This window comes from Streptomyces sp. Wb2n-11, assembly GCF_001049855.1.
GTDB classification, from domain to species: domain Bacteria; phylum Actinomycetota; class Actinomycetes; order Streptomycetales; family Streptomycetaceae; genus Streptomyces; species Streptomyces altiplanensis.
Genome location: NZ_CVPB01000001.1, coordinates 3,505,047 through 3,527,694, shown reverse-complemented (window position 1 = coordinate 3,527,694; position 22,648 = coordinate 3,505,047). Strand labels below are relative to the sequence as shown.

Sequence of the window (22,648 nt, the reverse complement as noted above, 5' to 3'; positions counted from 1 at the left end):
ATTCACCCTGGCCCTCCCGGAACGGCATACGACGGGTCCGTCAGCCAGGGAGGGAGCAAGTGCCGTGGACGTGCTGCACGAACGCTGCGCCGGCCTCGACATCAGCAAGAAAGACGCCAAGGCTTGTGTCCGTACCCCGAGTACGAAGCGGCGGGGGTCTTTCACAACGGAGACCACGACGTGGGGATCGACGACCAACGCGGTCCTGGATCTGCGGGACCATCTGCTCGCCGCACGGGTGACGCTGGTGGTGATCGAGGCGACGTCGGACTACTGGAAGCCCTTCTACTACGTGCTGGCCGAGGGCTTGAACGTGATCCTGGTCAACGCCCGGCAGGTCAAGAACCTGCCCGGCCGCAAGACGGACGTCTCGGACGCGGCCTGGCTGGCCCAACTCGGCGCCCACGGCCTGGTCCGGCCCTCCTTCGTGCCGCCCGAACCGGTCCGTGAACTACGGGACCTCACTCGCGCCCGGACCACCGCCACCCGCGAACGGAGCCGTGTGGTCCAGCGGCTGGAGAAGCTGCTGGAAGACACCGGCATCAAACTCTCCGCGGTCGCCGCCGACATCATGGGCGTCTCCGGCCGGGCCATGCTCGAAGCCCTCATCCGCGGCGAAGCCGACCCGCACGTCCTCGCGGACCTGGCCAAACGCAAGCTCCGCAACAAGATCCCCGAACTCACCGAGGCCCTGACCGGACGCTTCCGCGAGCACCACGCGTTCCTGGCCCGCCTCCACCTGGACCAGTACGACCAGCTCACCGTCATGATCGACCAGCTCACCGGGCGCATCGAGGAGGCGATGGCACCCTTTCGTGGCGCCCTCGACCTGCTCGACACCGTCCCTGGCATCAATCAGCACGTCGCCGAGGTGATCATCGCGGAGACCGGCGGGGACATGACCCGGTTCGCGACGGCCAAGCACCTCGCTTCCTGGGCCGGAGTCTGCCCCGGCCACCACGAGTCCGCCGGCCGCACCAAGAACACCAAGGTCCGGCCCGGCAACCCCTACCTCAAAGGCGCCCTCGGCCTCGCCGCGTTCGGCGCGGTCAAGAACCAAGGACACCTACCTCGCCGCCCGCTACAAACGGCTCACCGCCCGCCGCGGCCCCCTGCGGGCCCTCGTCGCCGTCGAACACTCGATCATCACCGCGATCTGGCACATGCTCACCGACAACGTCGCCTATCAAGAGCTCGGCGGCGACTACTTCACCCGCCGCGACCCCGAACGCGCCACCCGCCGGGCCATCACCCAGCTCAACCAGCTCGGCTACACCGTCACTTTCAACCCAAGGGAGACCGCAGCCTGACCGGCAGACCCGGACACCCGCCAGCCCTCAACGGCCAGCGGGCACCCAGTCCTGCCCACACCCACCCTGACCTGCTGCTATTTACGCGTCAGAGGGGCATTTTTTGATACGTGGGCCACTTCGGCCGCAGCGCACGGGTGCCGGGCGGCCCGAAGGCCGCCCGGCACCCGTGCGCTGCGTGTGCACATCCGGCCCGCAGGGCCGTGACGTCAGTTGTCCTTCTTGTCGCGCTCCGCCGTCTCGGCCTCGGCCTGCTTGGCCTCGACCTCCGGGTCCAGCGCCGCCTCACCGCTGCCGTCGACCGACGTCAGCGGCGCGCGGTCCGAGACCTCGGTGGCGGCGGGGGGCTCGACCAGCCAGTCCGGGTTGGCCTGCTTGTCCCACCACTTCCAGGCCGCGAAAGCGCCGCCCGCCACCATGCCGAGGACCGCGAGCCCCTTGGCCAGCCGGCCGGCCCTGGCCCGCCGCTCATGCTTCTTGACGAGCTTGCGGAGTTCCTTCTGCGTGATCTGCCCGCGCAGCGCGGCCACGGCGGCCGCACTGCGCGCGGCTGCCTGCTCGCGTACGGGCTGCGCGACCGCCATCGCGTGTTCCACGCGCGGCACGGTGTAGTCGGCGGCCTGCCGGACCGCGTGCCGGGTGCGTACGGCGGCCCGGTGCGCGGCCACGTCGACCTTCGGCGGCACCTGGGCAAGGGCCTGCTCCACGCGCGGTGCCACATGCGCGCCGTACTGGACACGGGCCTGGCGAGCTGCCTGGGACACCTTGGGCGCGAGCCGTACGCGGGCTTCGTTCGCGTATTGCGTGGCCTGTTCCTTGGCCGTACCGGCGTAGGGCGCCACCACTTCCGCGGCGTGCAGCACGCTTTCCTTCGCCGATTCGGATGCGGCGCGCACGCTGTCGATGCGGGTCACTGGATCCTCCTCCTTGGTGGCGTTTCGCTATATCGCCTATCCACACATGTCGAAATCATGCCTTCCGGGGCCCATCACGGCACGTGCGAGCGGGCATCCGGGTCATGGGTGGCGACTCGGGTGATCTCAGGGCAATGCCGAGCAAGGGGAACCTCTGAACGACGATGTCACGCTTCGCCGTCTCGCGTGCCGGTTCGGCGGTTACTCGTAGCAAACCGGCCCGTGGGAGGATCGGGAGCCGTCATCGAAGACTTATGGAAGGCAGAACGTGGCCGAGCAGCTCTACGCCACCCTGAAGACCAACCGGGGCGACATCCAGATCCGGCTTCTGCCGAACCACGCGCCGAAAACGGTCAGGAACTTCGTCGAACTCGCCCGGGGCGAGCGGGAGTGGACAAACCCGGAAACCGGTCACAAGAGCACGGACCGGCTGTACGACGGCACTGTCTTCCACCGGGTGGTCAGTGACTTCATGATCCAGGGCGGTGACCCGCTGGGCAACGGCACGGGCGGCCCCGGCTACGAGTTCGCGGACGAGTTCCACCCCGATCTCGCCTTCGACCGGCCCTACCTGCTGGCGATGGCCAACGCGGGGCCGGGCACCAACGGCTCGCAGTTCTTCATCACCGTGTCGCCGACGATGTGGCTGACGCGCAAGCACACCATCTTCGGCGAGGTCACGGACCCCGCGAGCCGGAAGGTCGTGGACGGCATCGCGGCCACGGAGACCAACGCGCGCACCCACCGCCCGGTCACGGACGTCGTCATCGATTCGGTCGTCGTCGAGACCCGCTGAGACCCGCTGGGACCACGGAGACCGCCGAGTACCGGGGGCCGGGAACCAAACCGCCCCGCCCGTCCGTACTGGATAGGCGGGGTGGCGCGCCGAGCGGAGCCGCGCCGACAAGAGCCACACCTAGGGAACTGGGGACGGACCGATGGATCACTGCTACCGGCACCCGGACCGCGAGACGGGCATCCGCTGCACGCGCTGCGAGCGACCGGTCTGCCCGGAGTGCATGATCAGCGCGTCGGTCGGTTTCCAGTGCCCCGACTGCGTCCGCGAAGGATCGGGTACGGGCCACGCCCCGGACGCGAGCCGGCCGCGCACGCTGGCGGGAGGCGCCGTATCCGCCGATCCGCGGCTGGTCACCAAGATCCTGCTGGCCATCAACGTGGTGCTGTTCATCGCCGTGAGCTCGCGCGAGAACCTCGTCCACGATCTCGACCTCGTCGGGCTCGCGATCGACCCTGCGGCCTCGCAGGTGGTCGGGGTCGCGGACGGCGAGTGGTACCGCCTGCTCACCGCGATGTTCCTGCACCAGGAGATCTGGCACATCGCGTTCAACATGCTGGGCCTGTGGTGGCTCGGCGGGCCACTGGAAGCCGCTCTGGGACGTGTCCGCTTCCTGGCGCTCTACTTGCTGTCGGGTCTGGCGGGCAGCGCGCTCACGTATCTGATCGCCGCCCCGAACCAGCCCTCTCTCGGCGCTTCCGGCGCCGTCTTCGGGCTGCTCGGCGCGACCGCCGTCCTCATGCGCCGCATGAACTACGACATGAAGCCGGTTCTCGTGCTCCTCGCGCTGAACCTGCTCTTCACCTTCACCTGGGCCAACATCGCCTGGCAGGCCCACGTCGGCGGCCTCGTCGCCGGCACCCTCGTCGCGATCGCCCTGGTGCACGCCCCGCGCGAGCGCCGGGCGCTGGTGCAGTACGGCGCCTGCGGGCTGGTGCTGCTCGTGTCCGTCGGCCTGATCGTGGCGAGAACAGCGACGCTCACCTGAGCGTCAGCAGCGTCGGTTGTCCACAGTGGGTGCTGAAGCTTGTGCACTCGGGCGGAAGCCTGCGGAAGCGTCCGGAAGCAGCCTGGGAACAGCTGTGCCCCTCGTCGCTGAACTGGGTTTTCCCAGACAGGACAAGGGGCGACAGGAGGCAGGCCGTATGCCTTCGGAAGGTTCGGGCAGTCACGCCGTGATCAGCGTCTCCGTGAGTTATCCACAGATCGTCTGACCTTTCCCCACCGTGTGGACAACGCTGTGGATAACCTCTGGTCAAGGCTTGCGCAGCCCTACTTCCACTGGGTCGAGACTCCGAAGCCGGCGGCGATGAAGCCGAACCCGACCACGATGTTCCAGTTCTCGAGGCTCTGGACCGGGAGGTCGCCCTCGGTCACGTAGAAGACCACGATCCAGGCCAGTCCGATGAGGAAGAGCGCCAACATCACCGGGGCCACCCAGCTGCGGTTCGTCAGCTTGATGCTCGTCGCCTGCTTCGCAGCGGGCGGGGGCGGCGTGAAGTCGGACTTCTTGCGGATACGTGACTTCGGCACGAGGGACTCTCCTGTCGATGCGCTGCGTGACCGCGCAGGTAACTGTGGCGGGCGCTTGGGGCGGGAGCGACGGGGAACAACACTGCCTCCCCCGGGCGTCCGTTAGCGTAGTGCTTCCGAGGCGCCGAAGGAGATAAGGGTACGTTGAGCAATTCCGCCGACTCCTCCACCGAACCCGCCCGGCGTCCCGCCCTGCGGCCGGTCAGGCTGCTGACGGCCGGTGTCTTCGCGCTCGCCGGGCTCATTTTCGTCACCAGCTTCAATACTGCCAAGGGCACCAACATCCGCACAGACGCCTCGTTGCTGAAGCTCTCCGACCTCATTGATCAGCGCAGCCACAAGAACAAGGAACTGGACGAGTCGACAGCGTCCGTACGCGACCGGGTCGACTCCCTCGCGCAGCGCGGCGACAGCAGTACGCAGGCCGAGGACGCGAAGCTCGACGCGCTGGAGCGCTCCGCGGGCACCAAGAAGCTCACCGGCTCCGGCCTCACCGTCACCCTCGACGACGCCCCGCCGAACGCCACGGCCAACCCCGGCTACCCCGAGCCCCAGCCCAACGACCTGGTCATCCACCAGCAGGACCTCCAGGCCGTCGTCAACGCTCTCTGGCAGGGCGGTGCCAAGGGCATCAAGGTCATGGACCAGCGGCTGATCTCCACCAGCGCGGTGCGCTGCGTCGGCAACACCCTGATCCTCCAGGGGCGCGTCTACTCGCCGCCGTACAAGGTCACGGCGGTCGGCGACCGGGACGAGCTCCAGCGCGCGCTCACGGCCTCCACGGCGCTCCAGAACTACCAGCTGTACGTGAAGGCGTACGGTCTCGGCTGGAAGGTCGACGAGCACGAGGCCACGACTCTCCCCGGCTACTCGGGCGCGGTGGACCTCCACTACGCGAAGCCGGCCGGATAGCCGCCGAGTAGCCACGCGCATTGCGCAGCTGACCCACATGTCCCCGCCGTCGCCCTTTACTCTGGGTTTCGACCGAACGGAAGGGACAGCATGTACGGCTGGATCTGGCGGCATCTGCCGGGCAACGCATGGGTACGGGCGATGATCGCGCTCGTACTGATCCTGGCGGTCGTCTACGCACTGTTCCAGCACGTCTTCCCGTGGGCGGAGCCACTGCTCCCGTTCAACGACGTGACGGTCGACGGGGGGTCGGGCCGGTGAGCGCGCGGATCCTGGTCGTCGACAACTACGACAGCTTCGTCTTCAACCTGGTCCAGTACCTGTACCAGCTCGGGGCCGAGTGCGACGTGCTGCGCAACGACGAGGTGGAGCTGAGCCACGCCCAGGACGGCTTCGACGGCGTGCTGCTCTCGCCGGGTCCGGGAGCCCCCGAACAGGCGGGCGTGTGCGTCGACATGGTGCGTCACTGCGCCGCGACGGACGTGCCGGTCTTCGGCGTCTGCCTGGGCATGCAGTCGATGGCGGTGGCCTACGGCGGTGTGGTGGGACGGGCCCCCGAGCTGCTGCACGGCAAGACGTCCCTGGTGACGCACGAGGGCGCCGGCGTCTTCGCCGGCCTGCCCTCTCCCTTCACGGCGACGCGCTACCACTCGCTGTCCGCCGAGCCGGCGGCGCTGCCCGCCGAGCTGGAGGTCACCGCGCGGACGGCCGACGGGATCATCATGGGCCTGCGCCACCGGGACCTGCCGGTCGAGGGCGTGCAGTTCCACCCCGAGTCGGTGCTGACCGAGCACGGGCACCTGATGCTGGCCAACTGGCTCGCCCGGTGCGGGGATCCGGGAGCGGTGGAGCGGTCGGCCGGGCTCGCGCCGGTGGTGGGCAAGGCCGCCGCGTGACAGCGCTCCGCCCCGAACCCGACGCCGGCCAGGGAGCCTCGTACGAGCAAGGCGCGTACGAGGCGGCAGGCGCGTTCGAGGCGGCGGTGGAGCAGCTCGCGGATCCGCTGAACGATCCGCTGCCGGGGCAGGCGAAGCCGCCGGGCCCGGGGCCGGACCCGGACCCGGTTTCGGGACCGACCTCGCCGTGGTTCCGGTCGGCGACGGTGCAGCAGGCCCCGGCCCCGTCCCGGGCGCCGCATCCGCAGCACGAACAGTCGCAGCACCCCCAGCAGCAGTACGAGCAGCCCGTACAACAGCCCCAGCAGGCCCTCCAGCAGCCCCAGGAGTGGTACCCCCACTCGGACCACCCGCAGGACTGGTACGGCGGCCGGCGGCCCGCACCGGCCCCTGAGCCCACGCCGGTCCCCACCGCCGTCGCCGCGCCCGTGTACGACGACGAGACCGTGGCCCTGCGGACGGACGACACCCGGCGGATAGCCGGGACAGGGGCCGGACCGGACCCCGTCGCACCGCCCGCCCCGCCGGTCGAGGCCACCGGTGGCCGCGCGGAGCGCCGCAGAGCCGCCAAGGGGCGGGGAAGCCGCGGCCGGACCCCGGCCGGGGGCGCCCCGGCGAAGGGCGCTCCTGCGGGGAACACCGAGGCGCCGCGCTCCCGCCTGGAGGCCAGGCGCGCCGCCCGCGCCGCGAAAGACAGCCCCGGCGTCATCGCCAGCCGTTTCTTCGGAGAGGCCTTCATCTCGCTCGGCGTGCTGATGCTGCTGTTCGTCACGTACCAGCTGTGGTGGACGAACGTCCGGGCCGATCTGTTCGCCGGCAACGAGACGGACAAGATCCAGGACGGCTGGGCGAAGGGCAGGAAACCCGCCGGGGCGTTCGAGCCGGGCCAGGGCTTCGCCATCATGCACATCCCCAAGCTGGACGTCGTCGTGCCGATCGCCGAGGGCATCGACAAGGAGAAGGTCCTCGACAACGGCATGGTCGGCCATTACGCGGAGGGCAAGCTCAGGACGGCCATGCCGTCGGACAGGCAGGGCAACTTCGCGGTCGCGGGGCACCGCAACACCCACGGCGAGCCGTTCCGGTACATCAACCGGCTGAAGCCGGGCGACCCGATCGTCGTCGAGACGCAGGACACGTACTACACGTACGAGATGGCGAGCATCCTGCCGCAGACCCCGCCCTCGAACGTGGGCGTGATCGGGCCGGTGCCGCCGGGGTCGGGCTTCACCGGGCCCGGCCGGTACATCACCCTGACGACCTGCACACCGGAATTCACGAGTACGTACCGAATGATCGTGTGGGGCAAGATGGTCGACGAACGGCCGCGCAGTGAGGGGCAGCCCGACGCACTCGTCGGCTGAGACGGGGTCGGCCGGACGTAAGAGTACCGAGGGACGGGGACGAGTGCGGTGGCAGCCAGGACCGAGCAGGACGAGCAGACCGGCACGCCCGTGCCCGCGCAGGCACCCGCGCCGGCGCGGCGCAGGCGCGGACGTGTCGCGGGAGCGGTCAGCGTCTTCGGCGAACTGCTGATCACCGCGGGCCTGATCCTCGGCCTCTTCGTCGTCTACTCGCTGTGGTGGACGAACGTGCTCGCCGACCGCGACGCCGACAAGCAGGGCAACGAGGTGCGCGACCGCTGGGCAAGCGGCCCCGGAGCCCTCGACACCAAGGACGGCATCGGCTTCCTGCACGTACCCGCGATGAGGAACGGCGAGGTGCTGGTCAAGAAGGGCACCGACCCCAAGAGCCTCAACCGCGGCGTCGCCGGCTACTACACGGACCCGGTCGAGTCGGCGCTGCCGTCGGACAAGCAGGGCAACTTCTCACTGGCGGCGCACCGCGACGGACACGGCGCGAAGTTCCACAACATCGACAAGCTCAAGGACGGCGACACGATCGTCTTCGAGACGAAGGACACCTGGTACGTCTACAAGGTGTACGCGAAGCTGCCCGAGACCTCGAAGTACAACGTGGACGTGCTGAAGCCGGTCCCGAAGGAGTCGGGGAAGAAGAAGCCGGGCCGCTACATCACCCTGACGACGTGCACGCCGGTCTACACGTCGGAGCACCGGTACATCGTGTGGGGCGAGCTGGAGCGTACGGAGAAGGTCGACGCGAAGCGGACGCCGCCGGCGGAGCTGCGCTGACCTGCCTTTCAGCGGGAGTGGCGCGTCGTCACTCCCGAAGCCGAAGCCGAAGCCGAAGCCGAAGCGTCAGCGCGGCACGTGCGGCACCGTGCCGGCGCTCCGGGCGCGGGAGCCGTACGTCGTGCCGGACGGCTCCCGCTCGTCCCGCCGCACGCCCTGCCGGAGGGCGGTGAGCTCCTTCCGCTGCTCGCCCGAGGTCGTGAAGAGGGCCTTTGGGCCGCGATGGATCCCGCCGGCCCCCTGAAGGCACTCTCGGCTTCCGGATCTGTGTGTGGTGCTGTGCTGTGTTCTACGGGAAACGGGAAGGGCCGTGGACTTCGTCCGAAGCCACGGCCCTTCCCGGTGCTGTAGGGGCTAGTCGCCTTCGCCGCGGTTGCGGCCGAAGCCGCCGCCGAAGAGGCCGCCGACGTCATTGCCGCCGCCGTTGTTGCCGCCGCCGTTCTCGTTGCCGCTGTTGTCTCCGCCGCCGTTGTTGTCGCCCGGGGCAGCGGCGGTGGTGAAGTTGACCGGCGTGCCCTTGGGGACCTGCTGGCCGGCCGCGGGCTGGGTGAGGACGACGATGGCCTCGTCGTCCTGCGGTTCGGTGATCGTGCCGACGGTCAGACCGGCGTCCTCGATCGCCTTGCGGGCGTCCTTGAGCTTCTGGCCGGTCACGCCCGGCACCGCGACCTGTTCCTGGGCGGGGGCCTTGGCGACGGTCAGGGTGATGGTGCCGCCCTCGTCGGTCCGGCTGCCGCCCACCGGGGTCTGCTTGAGGACCGAGTTCGGGGTCTGAGCCGACTCCTCCTCCTCGCGGGCGACGACGAAGCCGAGGTCCGAGAGCTGCTTCTTGGCCGCTTCGAAGTCCTGGCCGACCACGTCCGGAACGTCGGCCTTGGAGGTCTTGGCGATCGAGATGGTGATCGTCTCGCCCTTCTCCGCCTTCGTACCGCCCTCGGGGTCCTGGTCGATGACCGTGCCGACCGTCTTCTCGGACTCGACCGACTTGGTCTCGACGTCGAAGCCCTTGGCTTCGAGGTTCTCCGTCGCCCTGTCCTTCGACTGGTCCATGACGTCGGGGACTTCGATCTTCGGAGCGCCCGTGGAGACGACGACCTTGATGGACGAGCCGGGCTCGACCTCCTCGCCGCCGGCCGGGGTCTGCTCGCAGATCTTGCCCTCGGGCTGGTCCTCGCACTCCTTGCGGTCGCCGACCTCGAGCGTCAGGTCGGCGTTCTTGGCCAGGCCCCTGGCATCGGCCACGTTCTCGCCGATCAGGGTCGGCACGGGGACGCCCTCGGTGCTGTTGTCGCCGGCGGAGAGCGATCTGCCGATCAGGATCGCGCCGACGAGGACGAGGATGCCCGCGAGGACGAGCAGGATCGTCGAGAGGCTGCTCTTCTTCTGCTGTTGCTGCCTGCGGCGGTCCGGGCGGTCGTCGTAGCCGTAGCCGCCGTCGTCCGGGTTGACCGGCGGCAGTATCGACGTGTGGCCGCCGCTCGCGTCGGCCGCGTGCAGCGCCGTCGTGGGCTGGTCGTCCGGGTAGCCGCCGTAGCCGACCGCACCGAGCGCCGAGGTGGCCGCCACGGGTCGGCCGTCGAGGCATGCCTCGATGTCGGCGCGCATCTCGTCGGCGGACTGATAGCGGTAGTTCGGGTCCTTGACCAGGGCCTTCAGGACGATGGCGTCCATCTCGGGCGTGATCTCGGGGTCGAAGTTGCTGGGCGGCTGCGGCTCTTCCCGTACGTGCTGGTACGCGACCGCGACGGGGGAGTCGCCGATGAACGGCGGCCGTACCGTCAGCAGCTCGTAGAGCAGGCAGCCGGTGGAGTACAGGTCGGAGCGGGCGTCCACCTGCTCGCCCTTCGCCTGCTCGGGCGAGAGGTACTGGGCGGTGCCGATGACCGCGGCGGTCTGCGTCATGGTCATGCCGGAGTCACCCATGGCGCGGGCGATGCCGAAGTCCATGACCTTGACCTGGCCGGTGCGCGTCAGCATGACGTTCGCCGGCTTGATGTCGCGGTGGACGATCTGGGCGCGGTGCGAGTACTCGAGCGCCTGGAGGATGCCCACGGTCATCTCCAGGGTGCGCTCGGGCAGTAGCTTGCGGCCGGAGTGCAGGAGCTCGCGCAGGGTCGACCCGTCGACGTACTCCATCACGATGTACGGGATGGAGACGTTGTCGACGTAGTCCTCACCGGTGTCGTAGACCGCGACGATCGCCGGGTGGTTGAGCGAGGCCGCCGACTGGGCCTCGCGGCGGAACCGGGCCTGGAAGGACGGATCGCGGGCGAGGTCCACCCGCAGCGTCTTCACGGCGACGGTGCGGCCGAGCCGGGTGTCGTGCGCGATGTAGACCTCGGCCATGCCACCACGGCCGAGCACCGAGCCCAGCTCGTACCGGCCGCCGAGGCGACGCGGCTCTTCCATAGCTTTCCAGCCCTCTCCGTCTGTCCCGACCGCACCTGTGTGTGGTCCGGCGGTGTGCTGTCCGCGCATACGGTACCGGGCACGCCGTACCTGGTCGGCCCGTGACGGTCACCTGATACCCGTCCGGTACCACGACGTGGGCGTACGCGGTCGTCAGGTGACCGGTGTCACTTCCTGCTCTCCAGGACCGCCTTCATCACGTCTTTCGCGATGGGAGCGGCGAGGCCGCCGCCGGAGATGTCCTCGCGGTTGGCGTTGTCGTCCTCGACGACGACGGCGACGGCGACGGGGGATCCGTTGTCGGCGGTCTTGGCATATGAGATGAACCAGGCGTACGGCTTCTCGCTGTTGTCGACGCCGTGCTGGGCGGTGCCGGTCTTGCCGCCGACGGTGACGCCGGGGAGCTGGGCGTTCTTGCCGGTGCCCTCCTCGACGACCGTCTCCATCATTTCCTGGACCTTCTGGGCGTTCTCGGGAGAGAGCGGGCGGCTCATCTCCTCGGGGCTCGTCTTCTCCAGCACGTCCAGGTTCGGGTCGGTGAGCCGGTCGATCATGTACGGCTGCATGAGCGAGCCGTCATTGGCGATGGCGGCGGTCACCATGGCCATCTGGAGCGGGGTGGCGGCGGTGTTGAACTGGCCGATGGAGGAGAGCGCGGTCTGGGCCCCGTCCATGTCCTTGGAGAAGACGCTCGCGTTGGAACGGACGGGCACGAACTGCTGCTCGTTGAAGCCGAACTTCTCCGCGGTCTCCAGCATCTTGTCGTTGCCGAGGTCGGCGCCGATCTTGCCGAAGACGGTGTTGCAGGACCACTGGAGGGCGACCCGGAGGGTGGCGTTCTCGCAGGGGTGGTTGCCGTCGTTCACCAGGTTCTTGGTGGAGAGGGGCAGGCGCCACGGCAGCGGCGAGTCGGTCTTCTCGTCGGCTTCGTCGTACAGGCCGTGCTCCAGGGCGGCGGCCGCGGTGACGACCTTGAACGTGGAGCCGGGCGGGTAGGTCTCGCGCAGGGCCCTGTTCGTCGTCGGCTTGTCCGGGTCCTTCTCGTACTTCTGCCAGTTCTTCACGTCCTCGTCGGTGTTGCCGGCGACCTTCGAGGGGTCGTACGAGGGGGTGCTGGCCAGGGCGAGGATCGCGCCGGTCTGCGGGTCGATGGCCGCGACGGCGCCCTTGCGGCTGCCCAGTCCCTCGAAGGCGGCCCTCTGGGCGGCGCCGTTGAGGGTGGTGACGACGTGGCCGCCCTGCTTCTTGTCGCCGGTGAACATGGAGAGCGTGCGGTCGAAGAAGAGCCGGTCGTCGGTGCCGGTGAGGATGTCGTCCTCGATGGACTCGATCTGGTTGGAGCCCATCCGCTGCGAGGTGAAGCCGGTGACGGGCGCCCACATCGGGCCGTCCTTGTAGGTCCGCTGGAACTTGAAGTCGCCGCTCTTGGACTCCTTGGACCCCGTGATCGCCTTGCCGTCGACGATGATGTCGCCGCGCTTGTGGGCGTAGCGGTCGATCAGGACGCGGCGGTTGTTGGGGTCCTTGGCGAGTTCGTCGGCCTTGACGTACTGCACCCAGTTGACGCGTACGAGCAGGGCGAGGACGAGCAGGCCGCAGAAGACGGCGACCCGGCGCAGGGGCTTGTTCACGGTCGGACCACCTGGGTCATTTCGGCATCGGAGGTGGGAGCGGGTGCGGGTGCGGGCCTGCGCGCGGTGTCGCTGATGCGCAGCAGGATGGCGATGAGCGCCCAGTTGGCGATGACGGAGGAGCCGCCCTGCGCGAGGAACGGCATGGTCATGCCGGTCAGCGGGATGACACCGGTGACGCCGCCCGCGACGACGAAGACCTGGAGGGCGAAGGCGCCGGAGAGGCCGATCGCGAGGAGCTTGCCGAAGGGGTCGCGGGCGGCGAGGGCGGTGCGTACGCCGCGCTCGATGAGGAGGCCGTACACCAGGATGATCGCCATGAGGCCGGTCAGGCCCATTTCCTCGCCGACGGTGGCGAGGATGTAGTCGCTCTTGGGGGCGATGCCGCCGATGAGGCGGGAGTAGCCCTGGCCGAGTCCGGAGCCGAAGAGGCCGCCGGAGCCGAAGGCGTACACGGCCTGGGCGGTCTCGGTGACGCCGCCGTCCTGGAGGGCGAGGGGGTTGAGCCAGTTGTTGACGCGGGACTGCACGTGGCCGGCGAAGGAGGCGACGCCGACGGCGCCGGCGGCGCTGAGGGTGAGGCCGAAGACGACCCAGCTGGTGCGCTCGGTGGCGACGTACAGCATGATCACGAAGAGGCCGAAGAAGAGCAGCGAGGTGCCCAGGTCGGTCTCGAAGATCAGGATCATCAGGCTGATCGCCCAGATGGCGAGGATCGGTCCGAGGTCGCGGCCGCGGGGCAGGTACATGCCCATGAAGCGGCGGCTGGCGAGGGCGAGCGCGTCGCGCTTCACCATCAGGTAGCCGGCGAAGAAGACCGCGATGATGATCTTCGCGAACTCGGCGGGCTGGAGCGATCCGACGCCGGGGATGGTGATCCAGATCCGTGCGCCGAACTTGGCCGGGAAGAACATCGGCAGGATCAGCAGCACGAGGGCCACGACCATGGAGATGTACGTGTAGCGCTGGAGTACGCGGTGGTCCTTGAGGAACAGCAGGACGCCCAGGAAGAGGGCGACGCCGAGCGCCGACCAGATCATCTGCTTGGGTGCCATCGCGCCGCCGAGGGCGTCGGTGGTGATCGACGGTTCCAGGTCGAGCCGCCAGATCAGCACCAGTCCGAGCCCGTTGAGCAGGGTGGCCAGCGGCAGCATCAGCGGGTCGGCGTACGGCGCGAACTTGCGCACCATCAGGTGAGCGACGCCCGCGAGCAGGCTGAGCCCGATGCCGTAGCCGAGCATGCCGGCGGGCAGGCTGCCGTCCTTGGCGAGGCCGACGTTGGCGTACGCGAAGACCGGGATGATGACGGCGAACGCGAGCATCGCGAGCTCGGTGTTGCGGCGGCTCGGCGCTTCGATCGCGCCGATGGTGGTCGTGTTGGTGACAACGCTCATGGTGGTAAGGCCCCCTACGGCTTTACGGCTTACCGCACTGCGAGACGAGCTTCTGCTCTTCCTCGGAGAGGCTGGGGCCAGGAGTGGGCGGAGCTGTGGCCGTCGGAATCTTCTTGGTCGTGGTGGTCTGGGTCGTGGCGCCGGAACCGGTCGTGCCGCCCGCCCCGCCCTCGCCCGTACGCGCGTCCTTCCCGCGTTCTGCCTGCTCGCGTTCCGCTTTCGCGCGTTCTGCCCGGCGGCGCTCCTCGTCCTTCCTGCACGCGGAGGCCTGGGTGCCGAGTTCGGTGACCTTCTCGCGCGCGTCGGCGAGGCTGCCCTCGGCGATGGTCGTCTCCACCTGCTTGCGCTGGTAGGGCGGGAGGTACTTGAGTTCGATCTCGGGGTGGTCCTTCTCGACCTTCGAGAGGGAGACCCAGGCGAGGTCCTGGCTGATGCCCCGGTAGAGCGCGACGTGCTCGTCGTTGGCGCCGACGTAGTACTGGGTCTGGGTCCAGCGGTAGCCGCCGTACAGACCGCCGCCGACGACGGCGAGCGCGAGCACGATGTAGAGCGATCTCTTGAACCACCTGCGGCCGGCGCGGGGCTTGTCGAAGTCCTCGTCGCTGTACGCGCCGAAGGCGCCGTCGGGGGCCGCTCCGTAGCCGCTGTCGTCACCGCTGCCGGGCGGGCCGAAGGAGCCCCCGGGCGCGGGCTGCGGGGGAACGGGCCGGCCGAGGCCCGCCGCGCGGCCCGCGGGGGTCTGCATGGCGCCGCCGTCGTTCAGCTGGAGTTGGTTCTCGGCGACCGCGCCGACGACGACCGGGGTGTCGTTGAGCTGCCCGGCCAGGGTGTCGTTGCCGTCGACGTCGAGGACGTCCGCGACGATGCAGGTGATGTTGTCGGGACCGCCGCCGCGCAGCGCGAGCTGGATCAGCTCCTGCACGGTCTCCTGCGGGCCGTGGTAACCGGCGAGCGTCTCCTCCATCGTCTGGTGGGAGACGACGCCGGACAGGCCGTCGGAGCAGATCAGATAGCGGTCGCCGGTCCGGACCTCACGGATGGAGAGGTCGGGTTCGACGTGGTCGCCGCTGCCCAGCGCGCGCATCAGCAGGGAGCGCTGCGGGTGGGTGGTGGCCTCTTCCTCGGTGATGCGGCCCTCGTCGACGAGGCGCTGCACCCAGGTGTGGTCCTGCGTGATCTGCGTCAGCACGCCGTCGCGCAGGAGGTACGCCCGTGAGTCGCCGACGTGCACGAGGCCCAGGCGCCGGCCGGTCCAGAGGAGGGCGGTGAGCGTGGTGCCCATGCCCTCCAGCTGGGGGTCCTCCTCGACCATCATGCGCAGCTGGTCGTTGGCACGCTGCACGGCGGTGCCGAGCGAGGTGAGGATGTCCGAGCCGGGCACGTCGTCGTCCAGCGTGACCAGGGTGGAGATGACTTCGGAACTCGCCACCTCGCCCGCGGCCTGGCCGCCCATGCCGTCGGCGATGGCGAGAAGGCGCGGGCCGGCGTAACCGGAGTCCTCGTTGCCCTCCCGGATCATGCCTTTGTGCGATCCGGCGGCGAAGCGCAGTGACAGACTCATGCGCACCTCGCCCGTCGGCTCCGGGTACATCCGCACGGTGCCCACCCTCCGGTCGGGAGCCTTCGGGGATCCGTTGTGGGGACCGCCGCGGCTCGCTCGCTCCGCTCGCGCTCAATCATGACGTGGCACTACTTCCGCAGCTCGATGACGGTCTTGCCGATGCGGATCGGCGCGCCCAGCGGAATGGGGGTCGGGGTGGTGAGACGGGTCCGGTCGAGATACGTGCCGTTGGTGGACCCGAGATCCTCGACGATCCACTGGCCGTCACGGTCCGGGTAGATCCTGGCATGACGGCTGGACGCGTAGTCGTCGTCCAGCACGATCGTCGAGTCGTGCGCCCGCCCCAGCGTGACGGTCTGCCCCTGGAGGGCCACCGTCGTGCCGGTGAGCGTGCCTTCGGACACCACCAGTTTCGTGGGGGCGCCTCGGCGCTGGCGCTGCTGCGGCGGTGCCGCAGCCTGCTGCTGGCGTCCGGTCTGCTGCGGCCTGGCGTCGGCGGACGCAGCACGGCGTGAGCCGCGCTGCGTGACCCGCGTACCGAACAGATCGCTGCGGATGACCTGGACGGCCACAATCACAAACAGCCACAGAACAGCCAGGAAACCTAGCCGCATGACCGTCAGGGTCAGCTCTGACATTGCCCCCGCTTCACCCTTCGGCTTGCCGATAAACGATGGTCGTACTGCCCACGACGATCCGCGAGCCGTCGCGGAGCGTAGCGCGGGTGGTGTGCTGTCCGTCTACCACGATGCCGTTGGTAGACCCGAGATCCTGGATCGTCGGGGGCGTTCCGGTCCGGATCTCACAGTGCCGGCGCGATACGCCGGGGTCGTCGATCCGCACGTCTGCTTCGGTGCTGCGGCCCAGCACCAGCGTCGGGCGGGACATCTGATGGCGTGTGCCATTGATCTCGATCCAGCGCCGCGTCTGGGCGCCCGGCGTGGGGCCCGCGCCGGCCGACCTGGCGGACGCTGCCGCCGGTCCGGGCCTCACGCCGGGGGGCGGGGCCACGGGCATGGGGGGCACTCCGGGGGAGGCCGACGGCGGGTAGCCGTAGCCGCCGCCGCGGGGGGCGGCCGGTGCGGAGGGGGAGCGGCCGGGGGCCGGGGACTGGGGGGCGACTGCCTGCGACGTACTCGAGGCGAGGGTGCGGCTGCGCACGCGGTAGAGACCGGTGTCGAGGTCCTCGGCCTTCTCCAGGTGGACCTTGATGGGGCCCATGAAGGTGTAGCGCTGCTGCTTGGCGTAGTCGCGGACGAGTCCGGAGAGTTCGTCGCCGAGCTGGCCGGAGTACGGGCTGAGGCGTTCGTAGTCCGGGGTGGAGAGCTCGACGATGAAGTCGTTGGGGACGACGGTCCGCTCGCGGTTCCAGATCGTGGCGTTGTTGTCGCACTCGCGCTGGAGGGCGCCGGCGATCTCGACGGGCTGGACCTCGGACTTGAAGACCTTGGCGAAGGTGCCGTTGACCAGACCTTCGAGACGCTGCTCGAAACGCTTCAGGACTCCCATGGGGCACCTCCTCCGTCGTTGTCGTCCTGGTACTGCTTACTGATCGTATCCACGCGTCGGGAAATCGGCTGGTTCCCCTTGTCTGCACAGTGGATGAGTGTCACCTCTCACAGGGATCGTAGAGGTGGCCTCCTGACAGTGTCCCGCACCCGGGCGGCACTCTGGAGGAGTGGGTGAGGGGCGTCGTCGTTCCCTCTCCCTGTTCCCTCGCTGTTCCCCCTCCCGTTCACTGCCCCGTCCGGCCTCCGTCCGGCCTCCGTCCGGCCCTCGGATCCGTCTTCCGTCCCGTGATCCGCTTCTTCCCAGGTCCCCCGCAACAACGGGTGTGAATCCCTCCTCGCCGCCGTGCTAATCTTCTGCATGTCGTCAGGCGCTCGCACAAACCAGTGAGAGATTCGAACGGCACCACTCATGCGCGAGTGGCGGAACGGCAGACGCGCTGGCTTCAGGTGCCAGTGTCCTTAGGGACGTGGGGGTTCAAATCCCCCCTCGCGCACTTAGCAGGACCCATGATCCGGGCCTCATCGTTGACCACGATGGGGTCCGTTTCTTTTTGCGGTCCGTCGTGCGGTCTGGCGTGCGGTGAGTCCGGCGGGCCGTCTGCGGTGGGGGGATCTCGTGGTGACCCGTAGGAAGGCCGCCTTCGTCGTGGCCGTGGTGTTCACGGCTCTGGCAGGTGTGCAGCAGGTGCTGCTGGTGGCCGGGTTCGGGGGGTGGCTGCCGGGGTGGCAGCCGTGGCCGTACCTGCTTGTCGCGGCGCCGGCCTGGCTGGTTTCCCGGCCGCTGTGGGCGCAGCGGGTCTCCGCCGGCCCGCGGCCGGCGGTGGGCGCGCTGCGGCGGGTGCCTTCCCGGGCGTACGTCCTGGGGGTGCTGGTGCTCGCCGCCGGAGTGTGGGCGGCGCTTCAGGACTTCGAACCGTACCTCGGTCACGAGGAAGCGGTGTACGCGAACAAGGCGCGCTCCTGGGTGGACGGGACGCCCGACGCGGGCTGGGGCGTCTACCGGCCCGTGGGGCTTCCCGCGCTCGGCGCGCTCGCCCTGTGGCTGCACGGCGGCGGCGGTGGGGAGGGCGCCCTGCGCGCGGTGGCGCTCGTGCTGGTGCTGGGGACGCTGACGGTGACGTATCTCGTCGCGGCCGCCTGGACCTCGCGGCGGCGGGCGGTGGTGGTCCTGCTGGTGCTGTTGAGCGGGCTGGGGTTTTTACGCAGGGTGCCGGAGTACCTCAACGACATCGGGGCGACGGGGCTGCTGCTGATCGTCGTCTTCCTGCTGGTGCGGACGCAGGAGAAGGAGGGGTCGCGGGCGCTGTGGGGGGTGCCGGCCGCCGCGCTGGCCGCGTTCTGCCTGCGCTACGGGGTGGTGGGAACCTGCTGGCCCTGGGGCTCGCCGCGCTCTTCGCGTACGGCCCGCGCGCGTGGGCCGCACAGGGGCGGCGGCTGGCGGGAGCGGCCGTGCTGCTGGCGCTCGGGCTCGTACCGCACTTCGTGCATGCCGTGCGGGAGACGGGGCGGCCGCTCGGGATGATCCTCTCGGCGACGTCGCAGGCCAATCGCGCGTACGTGGGTGACGGGCTCGTCTACTACCTGGCGGTCTTCCCCTACCGGCTGGCGGGAGACCTCGGCGCGGTGGTGATGGTCGCGGGCCTGTGGGCGTCGGGGGCGGCGCTGCGGCGGGTGCGGGGGGCGCGGGGCGTCCGGGGCGGGGCGGCGCCGCAGGCGCGACCGGAGGACCGGAGGCGGGTGTTCCTGGGAGCGGCCGCCGTGCTGGTCTTCGTGGTCCTCGGCCTGGCGACGGACGGGGAACCGCGGTTCGTCTGTCTCGCCGTCGTCCTGCTCACCGTGCTCGGCGTGCAGGCGGTGGCCGAACTGGTGGGACCGGTGCGCAGTGCCCCCGTGCTGGCCGGCGCGGCCGTGCTGGCCGGGCTCACGGTGCTCGGCACGGCGCAGGTCGTGGCGCACGGCGCGATGCCGGTGCCGACGCGGCTGAGCTGGTCGACGGTGCCGGTCGCGCGGGAGATCGGGGCGGCGGCGCAGGGGCGGCCGTGCCTGGTGGTGACGGGGTACGAGCCGGAGTTCGGCTGGTGCTCCGGGTGCGACGCGGTGACGTACGCCCAGTACCGGGAGCGCAAGGAGCGGGTGCCCGAGGGGACGCGGGTGAGCCTGGTCGTCTTCGAGCGCGGACGGTTGCAGCCGGACGCGGCGGGGCTGGAGCGGCTGGTCGCAGGGCGCGAGGCCGACGTACGCACCATCGGGACGGACGGGGCCGTGGGGGCGGCGACGGTCGTCACGCTGCGGTAGCCGGATCTGCTGGATCTGCCGGATCTGTGCGCCCTGTCCGGTCTGCTCGGCCTGCCTGGTTGTAGCGCAGGAGGTAGGCCGCGAAGCGGGTGAGGTCCTCCTCGCTCCAGTCGGCGAGGCGCTCCTGGAAGGCCGTGTGGCGGCTGGCGTGGGTCGCGCTGAGGAGCTCGGCGCCGGCCCGGGTCGGGTGCAGGACCTGGACGCGGTGGTCGTCGGGGTCGGGGCGGCGCTCGACCAGGTCCAGCTTTTGGAGGGACCCGATCTGCCGGCTGACCGTCGACTTGTCGAGCAGGTAGTGGGCCGCGAGGTCGGTGGCGCGGCAGCCCCGCTGGTCGTTGATGTGCGCGAGCAGCGTGTACGAGACCAGGGGCAGGTCGGGGTGCAGGCGGGCGGCTGCCGCGCGGGCGCGGCGGGCGAACGCTGTGAGTTCGCGCTCGATGGTGTCGATGGCTTCGTTGGTGTCGGTCATGTGTTTTGCCCTCCCGGCTATTGGTTGTAGAGTACATCCATTGATTCGGTTGTAAAAACCAACCATCGGAGGTTGTCCTGATGTCCGCTCCGGCACACGCGGTCCCTGGCCGTACGGGAGGCGGGGCCGCTCTGCGCCATGTCCTCGGCCATCTCCTCACACCGCTGCTCATGTGCGTCGGCATGGGGATCGCGTACCTGGGGGCCTTCCACGCCCCGGCCCCGCACGATCTGCGGGTGGACGTGGTGGGATCCGGGCCGAGTGCCCAGGTGCTCGCGCAGACGCTGCAGGACAAGGGGGCGGGGGCGCTGAACGTACGTACCGTGCCCGACCGGGAAGCCGCCGTCGGGCGGCTGACGGACCAGGCGGTCTACGGGGCGTACGTACCGGGGAAGGGCAAGGAGACTCCGGAGCTGCTGGTCGCCACCGCCTCTTCGGAGACCAGCGCGACCGCCGTCCAGAAGGTCTTCACCGAGGTCGCGGCCAAGCGGGGCGAACCGCTGAAGGTGACGGACGTGACGCCGGCGGCGAGCGGTGACCCGACGGGGCAGGGGCTCTTCTTCCTGCTGGTCGCGCTGAGCATCGGTTCGTACGCCTCGGTCGCGGTGATCGGCGGCGCGGGCGGTGTGCTGCCGCTGCAGATCAGGGCGTTGCTGGCGGCGGGGACGTCGCTGGCCGTGAGCGGGATCGGGGCGGTCTTCGCGGGGCCGATGTTCCACCTGGTGGACCGGGGGCTCGGCGGGTTGTGGGCGATGTCCTGGGTGTACTCGGCGGGCGTCCTGCTGATCGGCGTCGGACTGCACACCTTCCTCAAGCGATGGACGACGCTGGGCGTGATGGTGCTGTTCGTGATGCTCAACTTCACCAGCTCGGGAGGCATCTTCCGGCCGGAACTGCAGTCGGGATTCTTCGGTGCGCTGCACGCGTTCTGGAACGGCGCGGGCTTCATCGAGGGCGCGCGCAGCCATGTGTACTTCGACGGGAACGGGCTCGGACGGCATGTGCTGGTGCTGGTCCTGTGGCTGGTGGCCGGACTCGCGGTGATGGGGGCGGCGGGGCTGGCCGAGGCGCGGCGGCGACGGGCGGCTGTGGCCGGAGCTCCGGAGGTGACTGCCGGGGCGGCCGCTGGAGCGGCTTCGGAGTCCGGGTCGGCTGCGGTCGAGGAGGAGATGGAGGAGGCCGTCGGGGTGTGAACCCCCGGGCGGCCGGCTGTCGTCGGTCCGCGGCTGACGGTCGGCGGCTGACGGTTGTCCACAGGGAGAGACGGGTGTCGGCGGGCGGCGGTACGGTCGTGAGCAGTTGATGTTGGCCGCTGGGGCCGGCAGCCGGTGCTGTGCGAGGGCTGGGAAGGCGGCGCACCATGGCCGAGGACGAGACGGTGGTGTCGGGGCGGCGCGAGGCGCTCGGCGGGAGGTCCGGCGAGGGATCCGGTGCGGGAGCGGGCGAGAGACCGGGCGGGGGCGCCGGGGAACGGATCCCGGAGGTTCGCGGTTTCGCGTGGTGTGCGGCGGAAGGCTCGCCCGGGAACTCGCCGAAGGGCGAGGGCAAGACGCTGCGGTCCCGGGTGCCCAGGGCCTCGCACGATTCGCTGGTGCTCTCGGTGGGGCGGCCCGACGCGGTGCGGGCGGTCGAGGAGTCGAGCCGCGGACGGGTGCCCGAGCTGGCCCCGATACGGGTCGGCCGTATGGCCGCGTCGCCCTTCGCCTTCCTACGGGGCGCGGCCGGACTGATGGCGCACGACTTGGTGGGTACGCCCGTCACCGGAGTGGGCGCGCAGATCTGCGGCGACGCGCATGCGGCGAACTTCGGCCTCTACGGCGATGTGCGCGGCCGTCTGGTCATGGACCTGAACGACTTCGACGAGACCGTCGTCGGTCCCTGGGAGTGGGACGTCAAGCGGCTGGCGGCCTCGCTGGTGCTGGCGGGACGCCAGGCCGGGGCCGACGAGGACGTCTGCCGGCAGGCGGCGTTCGACTCGGTCGGGGCGTACCGGCGGACGATGCGGCTGCTGGCCAGGATGCCGGTGCTGGATGCGTGGAACGCGATCGCGGACGAGGAGCTCGTCTCGCACGCGGACGCGCGGGACCTGGCCGGCACTCTGGAGCGGGTCGCGCAGAAGGCCCGTAACAACACCAGCGCGCGCTTCGCCGCCAGGGCGACGGCCGAGGGGCCCGGCGGGATGCGGCGCTTCGTGGACGCGCTGCCGGTGCTGCGGCGGGTGGCGGACGCGGAGGCCGCCGCGGTGGCTTCGGCGCTCGGCGGGTATCTGGAGACGCTTCCGGAGGACCGGTTGCCACTGCTCGCGCGGTACGCGATCCACGATGTGGCGTTCCGGGTGGTCGGCACCGGCAGTGTCGGTACGCGGTCGTATGTGGTGCTGCTCCTCGACCACCGGAGCCAGCCGCTGGTGCTCCAGGTGAAGGAGGCGCGTGCTTCGGCGCTGGCGCCCTTTCTGCCGGCGGCAGGGTTCCGGGCACCGGAGGCCGGGCACGAAGGACGGCGGGTGGTGCTCGGGCAGAAGCGGATGCAAGTGGTCAGCGACACTCTACTGGGCTGGGCCGAAGTGGACGGCCGGCCTTTCCAGGTGCGGCAGTTCAGGAACCGCAAGGGCAGCGTCGACCCGACGGCGCTCGAACCCGGCCAGCTGGACGACTACGGACGGATGACCGGGGCGCTGCTGGCGCGGGCTCACGCGCACAGCGTCGACCCGCGGCTGCTCGCCGGGTACTGCGGGAAGAACGAGGAGTTCGACGAGGCGGTGGCGCGTTTCGCGGTGACGTACGCGGACCGTACGGAAGCGGATCACGGTGACCTGGTGGCGGCGGTCAGGAGCGGGCGAATAGCCACCGAGCCGGGGGTGTGAC

General features: G+C 70.1%; 20 protein-coding genes, 1 tRNA gene and 1 pseudogene. 13 read left to right on the top strand and 9 right to left on the bottom strand.

What is annotated here, in order from left to right; genetic code table 11:
* The first annotated feature begins 64 nt into the window (after positions 1–64).
* Positions 65–1,310 (top strand): annotated as a pseudogene (locus BN1555_RS16030) (IS110 family transposase).
* 209 nt (positions 1,311–1,519) lie between these two features.
* On the opposite strand, the gene BN1555_RS16025 reads toward BN1555_RS16030, so the two are convergent.
* Positions 1,520–2,224, bottom strand: a complete 705-nt coding sequence (locus BN1555_RS16025; RefSeq protein WP_093800033.1) for a DUF5324 family protein — start codon at positions 2,222–2,224, stop codon at positions 1,520–1,522.
* Positions 2,225–2,492: 268 nt separating this feature from the next.
* Here BN1555_RS16025 and BN1555_RS16020 point away from each other — a divergent pair, with 268 nt between their 5' ends.
* The gene (locus tag BN1555_RS16020) at positions 2,493–3,020 is read left to right on the top strand and encodes a peptidylprolyl isomerase (protein WP_093800032.1); all 528 of its coding nucleotides are present in this window, start codon (positions 2,493–2,495) and stop codon (positions 3,018–3,020) included.
* Between the two features lie 142 nt (positions 3,021–3,162).
* A complete protein-coding gene (locus tag BN1555_RS16015; RefSeq protein WP_093800031.1) occupies positions 3,163–4,008 on the top strand; it encodes a rhomboid family intramembrane serine protease in 846 nt (281 codons plus the stop codon).
* Between the two features lie 284 nt (positions 4,009–4,292).
* Here BN1555_RS16015 and crgA read toward each other — a convergent pair whose 3' ends face one another.
* A complete protein-coding gene (crgA, locus tag BN1555_RS16010) occupies positions 4,293–4,553 on the bottom strand; it encodes a cell division protein CrgA (RefSeq protein ID WP_093800030.1) in 261 nt (86 codons plus the stop codon).
* A 144-nt stretch (positions 4,554–4,697) separates the two neighbouring features.
* Between crgA and BN1555_RS16005 the strand changes: the two genes are divergently transcribed.
* The 5 genes from BN1555_RS16005 (at position 4,698) to BN1555_RS15985 (ending at position 8,514) form a co-directional block, all read left to right on the top strand.
* Complete coding sequence (locus BN1555_RS16005) at positions 4,698–5,465, top strand: DUF881 domain-containing protein (RefSeq protein WP_093800029.1); 768 nt, start codon at positions 4,698–4,700, stop codon at positions 5,463–5,465.
* A 90-nt stretch (positions 5,466–5,555) separates the two neighbouring features.
* Positions 5,556–5,726, top strand: a complete 171-nt coding sequence (locus BN1555_RS38980) for a hypothetical protein (protein ID WP_093800028.1) — start codon at positions 5,556–5,558, stop codon at positions 5,724–5,726.
* Positions 5,723–6,361 (top strand): aminodeoxychorismate/anthranilate synthase component II, encoded by a 639-nt coding sequence (locus tag BN1555_RS15995; protein ID WP_093800027.1) that lies wholly within the window; start codon positions 5,723–5,725, stop codon positions 6,359–6,361. The genes BN1555_RS38980 and BN1555_RS15995 overlap by 4 nt, the downstream gene beginning before the upstream one ends.
* A complete protein-coding gene (locus BN1555_RS15990; RefSeq protein ID WP_093800026.1) occupies positions 6,358–7,725 on the top strand; it encodes a class E sortase in 1,368 nt (455 codons plus the stop codon). Before BN1555_RS15995 ends, BN1555_RS15990 begins: the two co-directional genes overlap by 4 nt.
* A 48-nt stretch (positions 7,726–7,773) precedes the next feature.
* Positions 7,774–8,514 carry a class E sortase gene (locus BN1555_RS15985; protein ID WP_093800025.1) on the top strand — a complete coding sequence of 247 codons (741 nt, stop codon included), beginning with the start codon at positions 7,774–7,776 and terminating at the stop codon, positions 8,512–8,514.
* Positions 8,515–8,868: 354 nt separating this feature from the next.
* Here the strand turns inward: BN1555_RS15985 and pknB are convergent, their stop codons facing one another.
* The 6 genes from pknB to BN1555_RS15955 all read right to left on the bottom strand — a co-directional run bounded on the left by pknB (position 8,869) and on the right by BN1555_RS15955 (position 17,018).
* Positions 8,869–10,923 carry a Stk1 family PASTA domain-containing Ser/Thr kinase gene (pknB, locus tag BN1555_RS15980; protein WP_093800024.1) on the bottom strand — a complete coding sequence of 685 codons (2,055 nt, stop codon included), beginning with the start codon at positions 10,921–10,923 and terminating at the stop codon, positions 8,869–8,871.
* Positions 10,924–11,090: 167 nt separating this feature from the next.
* On the bottom strand, positions 11,091–12,554 hold the full coding sequence (locus BN1555_RS15975; protein ID WP_093800023.1) for a peptidoglycan D,D-transpeptidase FtsI family protein: 1,464 nt from the start codon (positions 12,552–12,554) through the stop codon (positions 11,091–11,093).
* The gene (locus BN1555_RS15970) at positions 12,551–13,948 is read right to left on the bottom strand and encodes an FtsW/RodA/SpoVE family cell cycle protein (protein ID WP_093800022.1); all 1,398 of its coding nucleotides are present in this window, start codon (positions 13,946–13,948) and stop codon (positions 12,551–12,553) included. Before BN1555_RS15970 ends, BN1555_RS15975 begins: the two co-directional genes overlap by 4 nt.
* A 22-nt stretch (positions 13,949–13,970) precedes the next feature.
* Entirely contained in the window at positions 13,971–15,509 is a 1,539-nt protein-coding gene (locus BN1555_RS15965) for a PP2C family protein-serine/threonine phosphatase (RefSeq protein WP_093803427.1), read from the bottom strand.
* Between the two features lie 128 nt (positions 15,510–15,637).
* Entirely contained in the window at positions 15,638–16,147 is a 510-nt protein-coding gene (locus BN1555_RS15960) for an FHA domain-containing protein FhaB/FipA (RefSeq protein WP_093800021.1), read from the bottom strand.
* Between the two features lie 10 nt (positions 16,148–16,157).
* Positions 16,158–17,018, bottom strand: a complete 861-nt coding sequence (locus BN1555_RS15955; RefSeq protein WP_093800020.1) for an FHA domain-containing protein — start codon at positions 17,016–17,018, stop codon at positions 16,158–16,160.
* A gap of 413 nt (positions 17,019–17,431) precedes the next feature.
* Here BN1555_RS15955 and BN1555_RS15950 point away from each other — a divergent pair.
* The 3 genes from BN1555_RS15950 (at position 17,432) to BN1555_RS15940 (ending at position 19,315) form a co-directional block, all read left to right on the top strand.
* Positions 17,432–17,514 (top strand) — tRNA-Leu (locus tag BN1555_RS15950).
* Between the two features lie 125 nt (positions 17,515–17,639).
* Positions 17,640–18,542, top strand: a complete 903-nt coding sequence (locus BN1555_RS15945) for a hypothetical protein (RefSeq protein WP_141662858.1) — start codon at positions 17,640–17,642, stop codon at positions 18,540–18,542.
* A complete protein-coding gene (locus BN1555_RS15940) occupies positions 18,470–19,315 on the top strand; it encodes a hypothetical protein (RefSeq protein ID WP_093800018.1) in 846 nt (281 codons plus the stop codon). The genes BN1555_RS15945 and BN1555_RS15940 overlap by 73 nt, the downstream gene beginning before the upstream one ends.
* On the opposite strand, the gene BN1555_RS15935 is transcribed toward BN1555_RS15940, so the two are convergent.
* Positions 19,302–19,784, bottom strand: coding sequence for a MarR family winged helix-turn-helix transcriptional regulator (locus tag BN1555_RS15935; RefSeq protein WP_093800017.1), 483 nt, complete (start codon positions 19,782–19,784; stop codon positions 19,302–19,304). The genes BN1555_RS15940 and BN1555_RS15935 overlap by 14 nt on opposite strands.
* Before the next feature lie 80 nt (positions 19,785–19,864).
* Between BN1555_RS15935 and BN1555_RS15930 the strand changes: the two genes are divergently transcribed.
* Both BN1555_RS15930 and BN1555_RS15925 read left to right on the top strand, forming a co-directional pair.
* Positions 19,865–20,977, top strand: coding sequence for a hypothetical protein (locus BN1555_RS15930; protein ID WP_093800016.1), 1,113 nt, complete (start codon positions 19,865–19,867; stop codon positions 20,975–20,977).
* Positions 20,978–21,144: 167 nt separating this feature from the next.
* Complete coding sequence (locus BN1555_RS15925; RefSeq protein WP_093800015.1) at positions 21,145–22,647, top strand: DUF2252 domain-containing protein; 1,503 nt, start codon at positions 21,145–21,147, stop codon at positions 22,645–22,647.
* Position 22,648 lies beyond the last annotated feature (1 nt).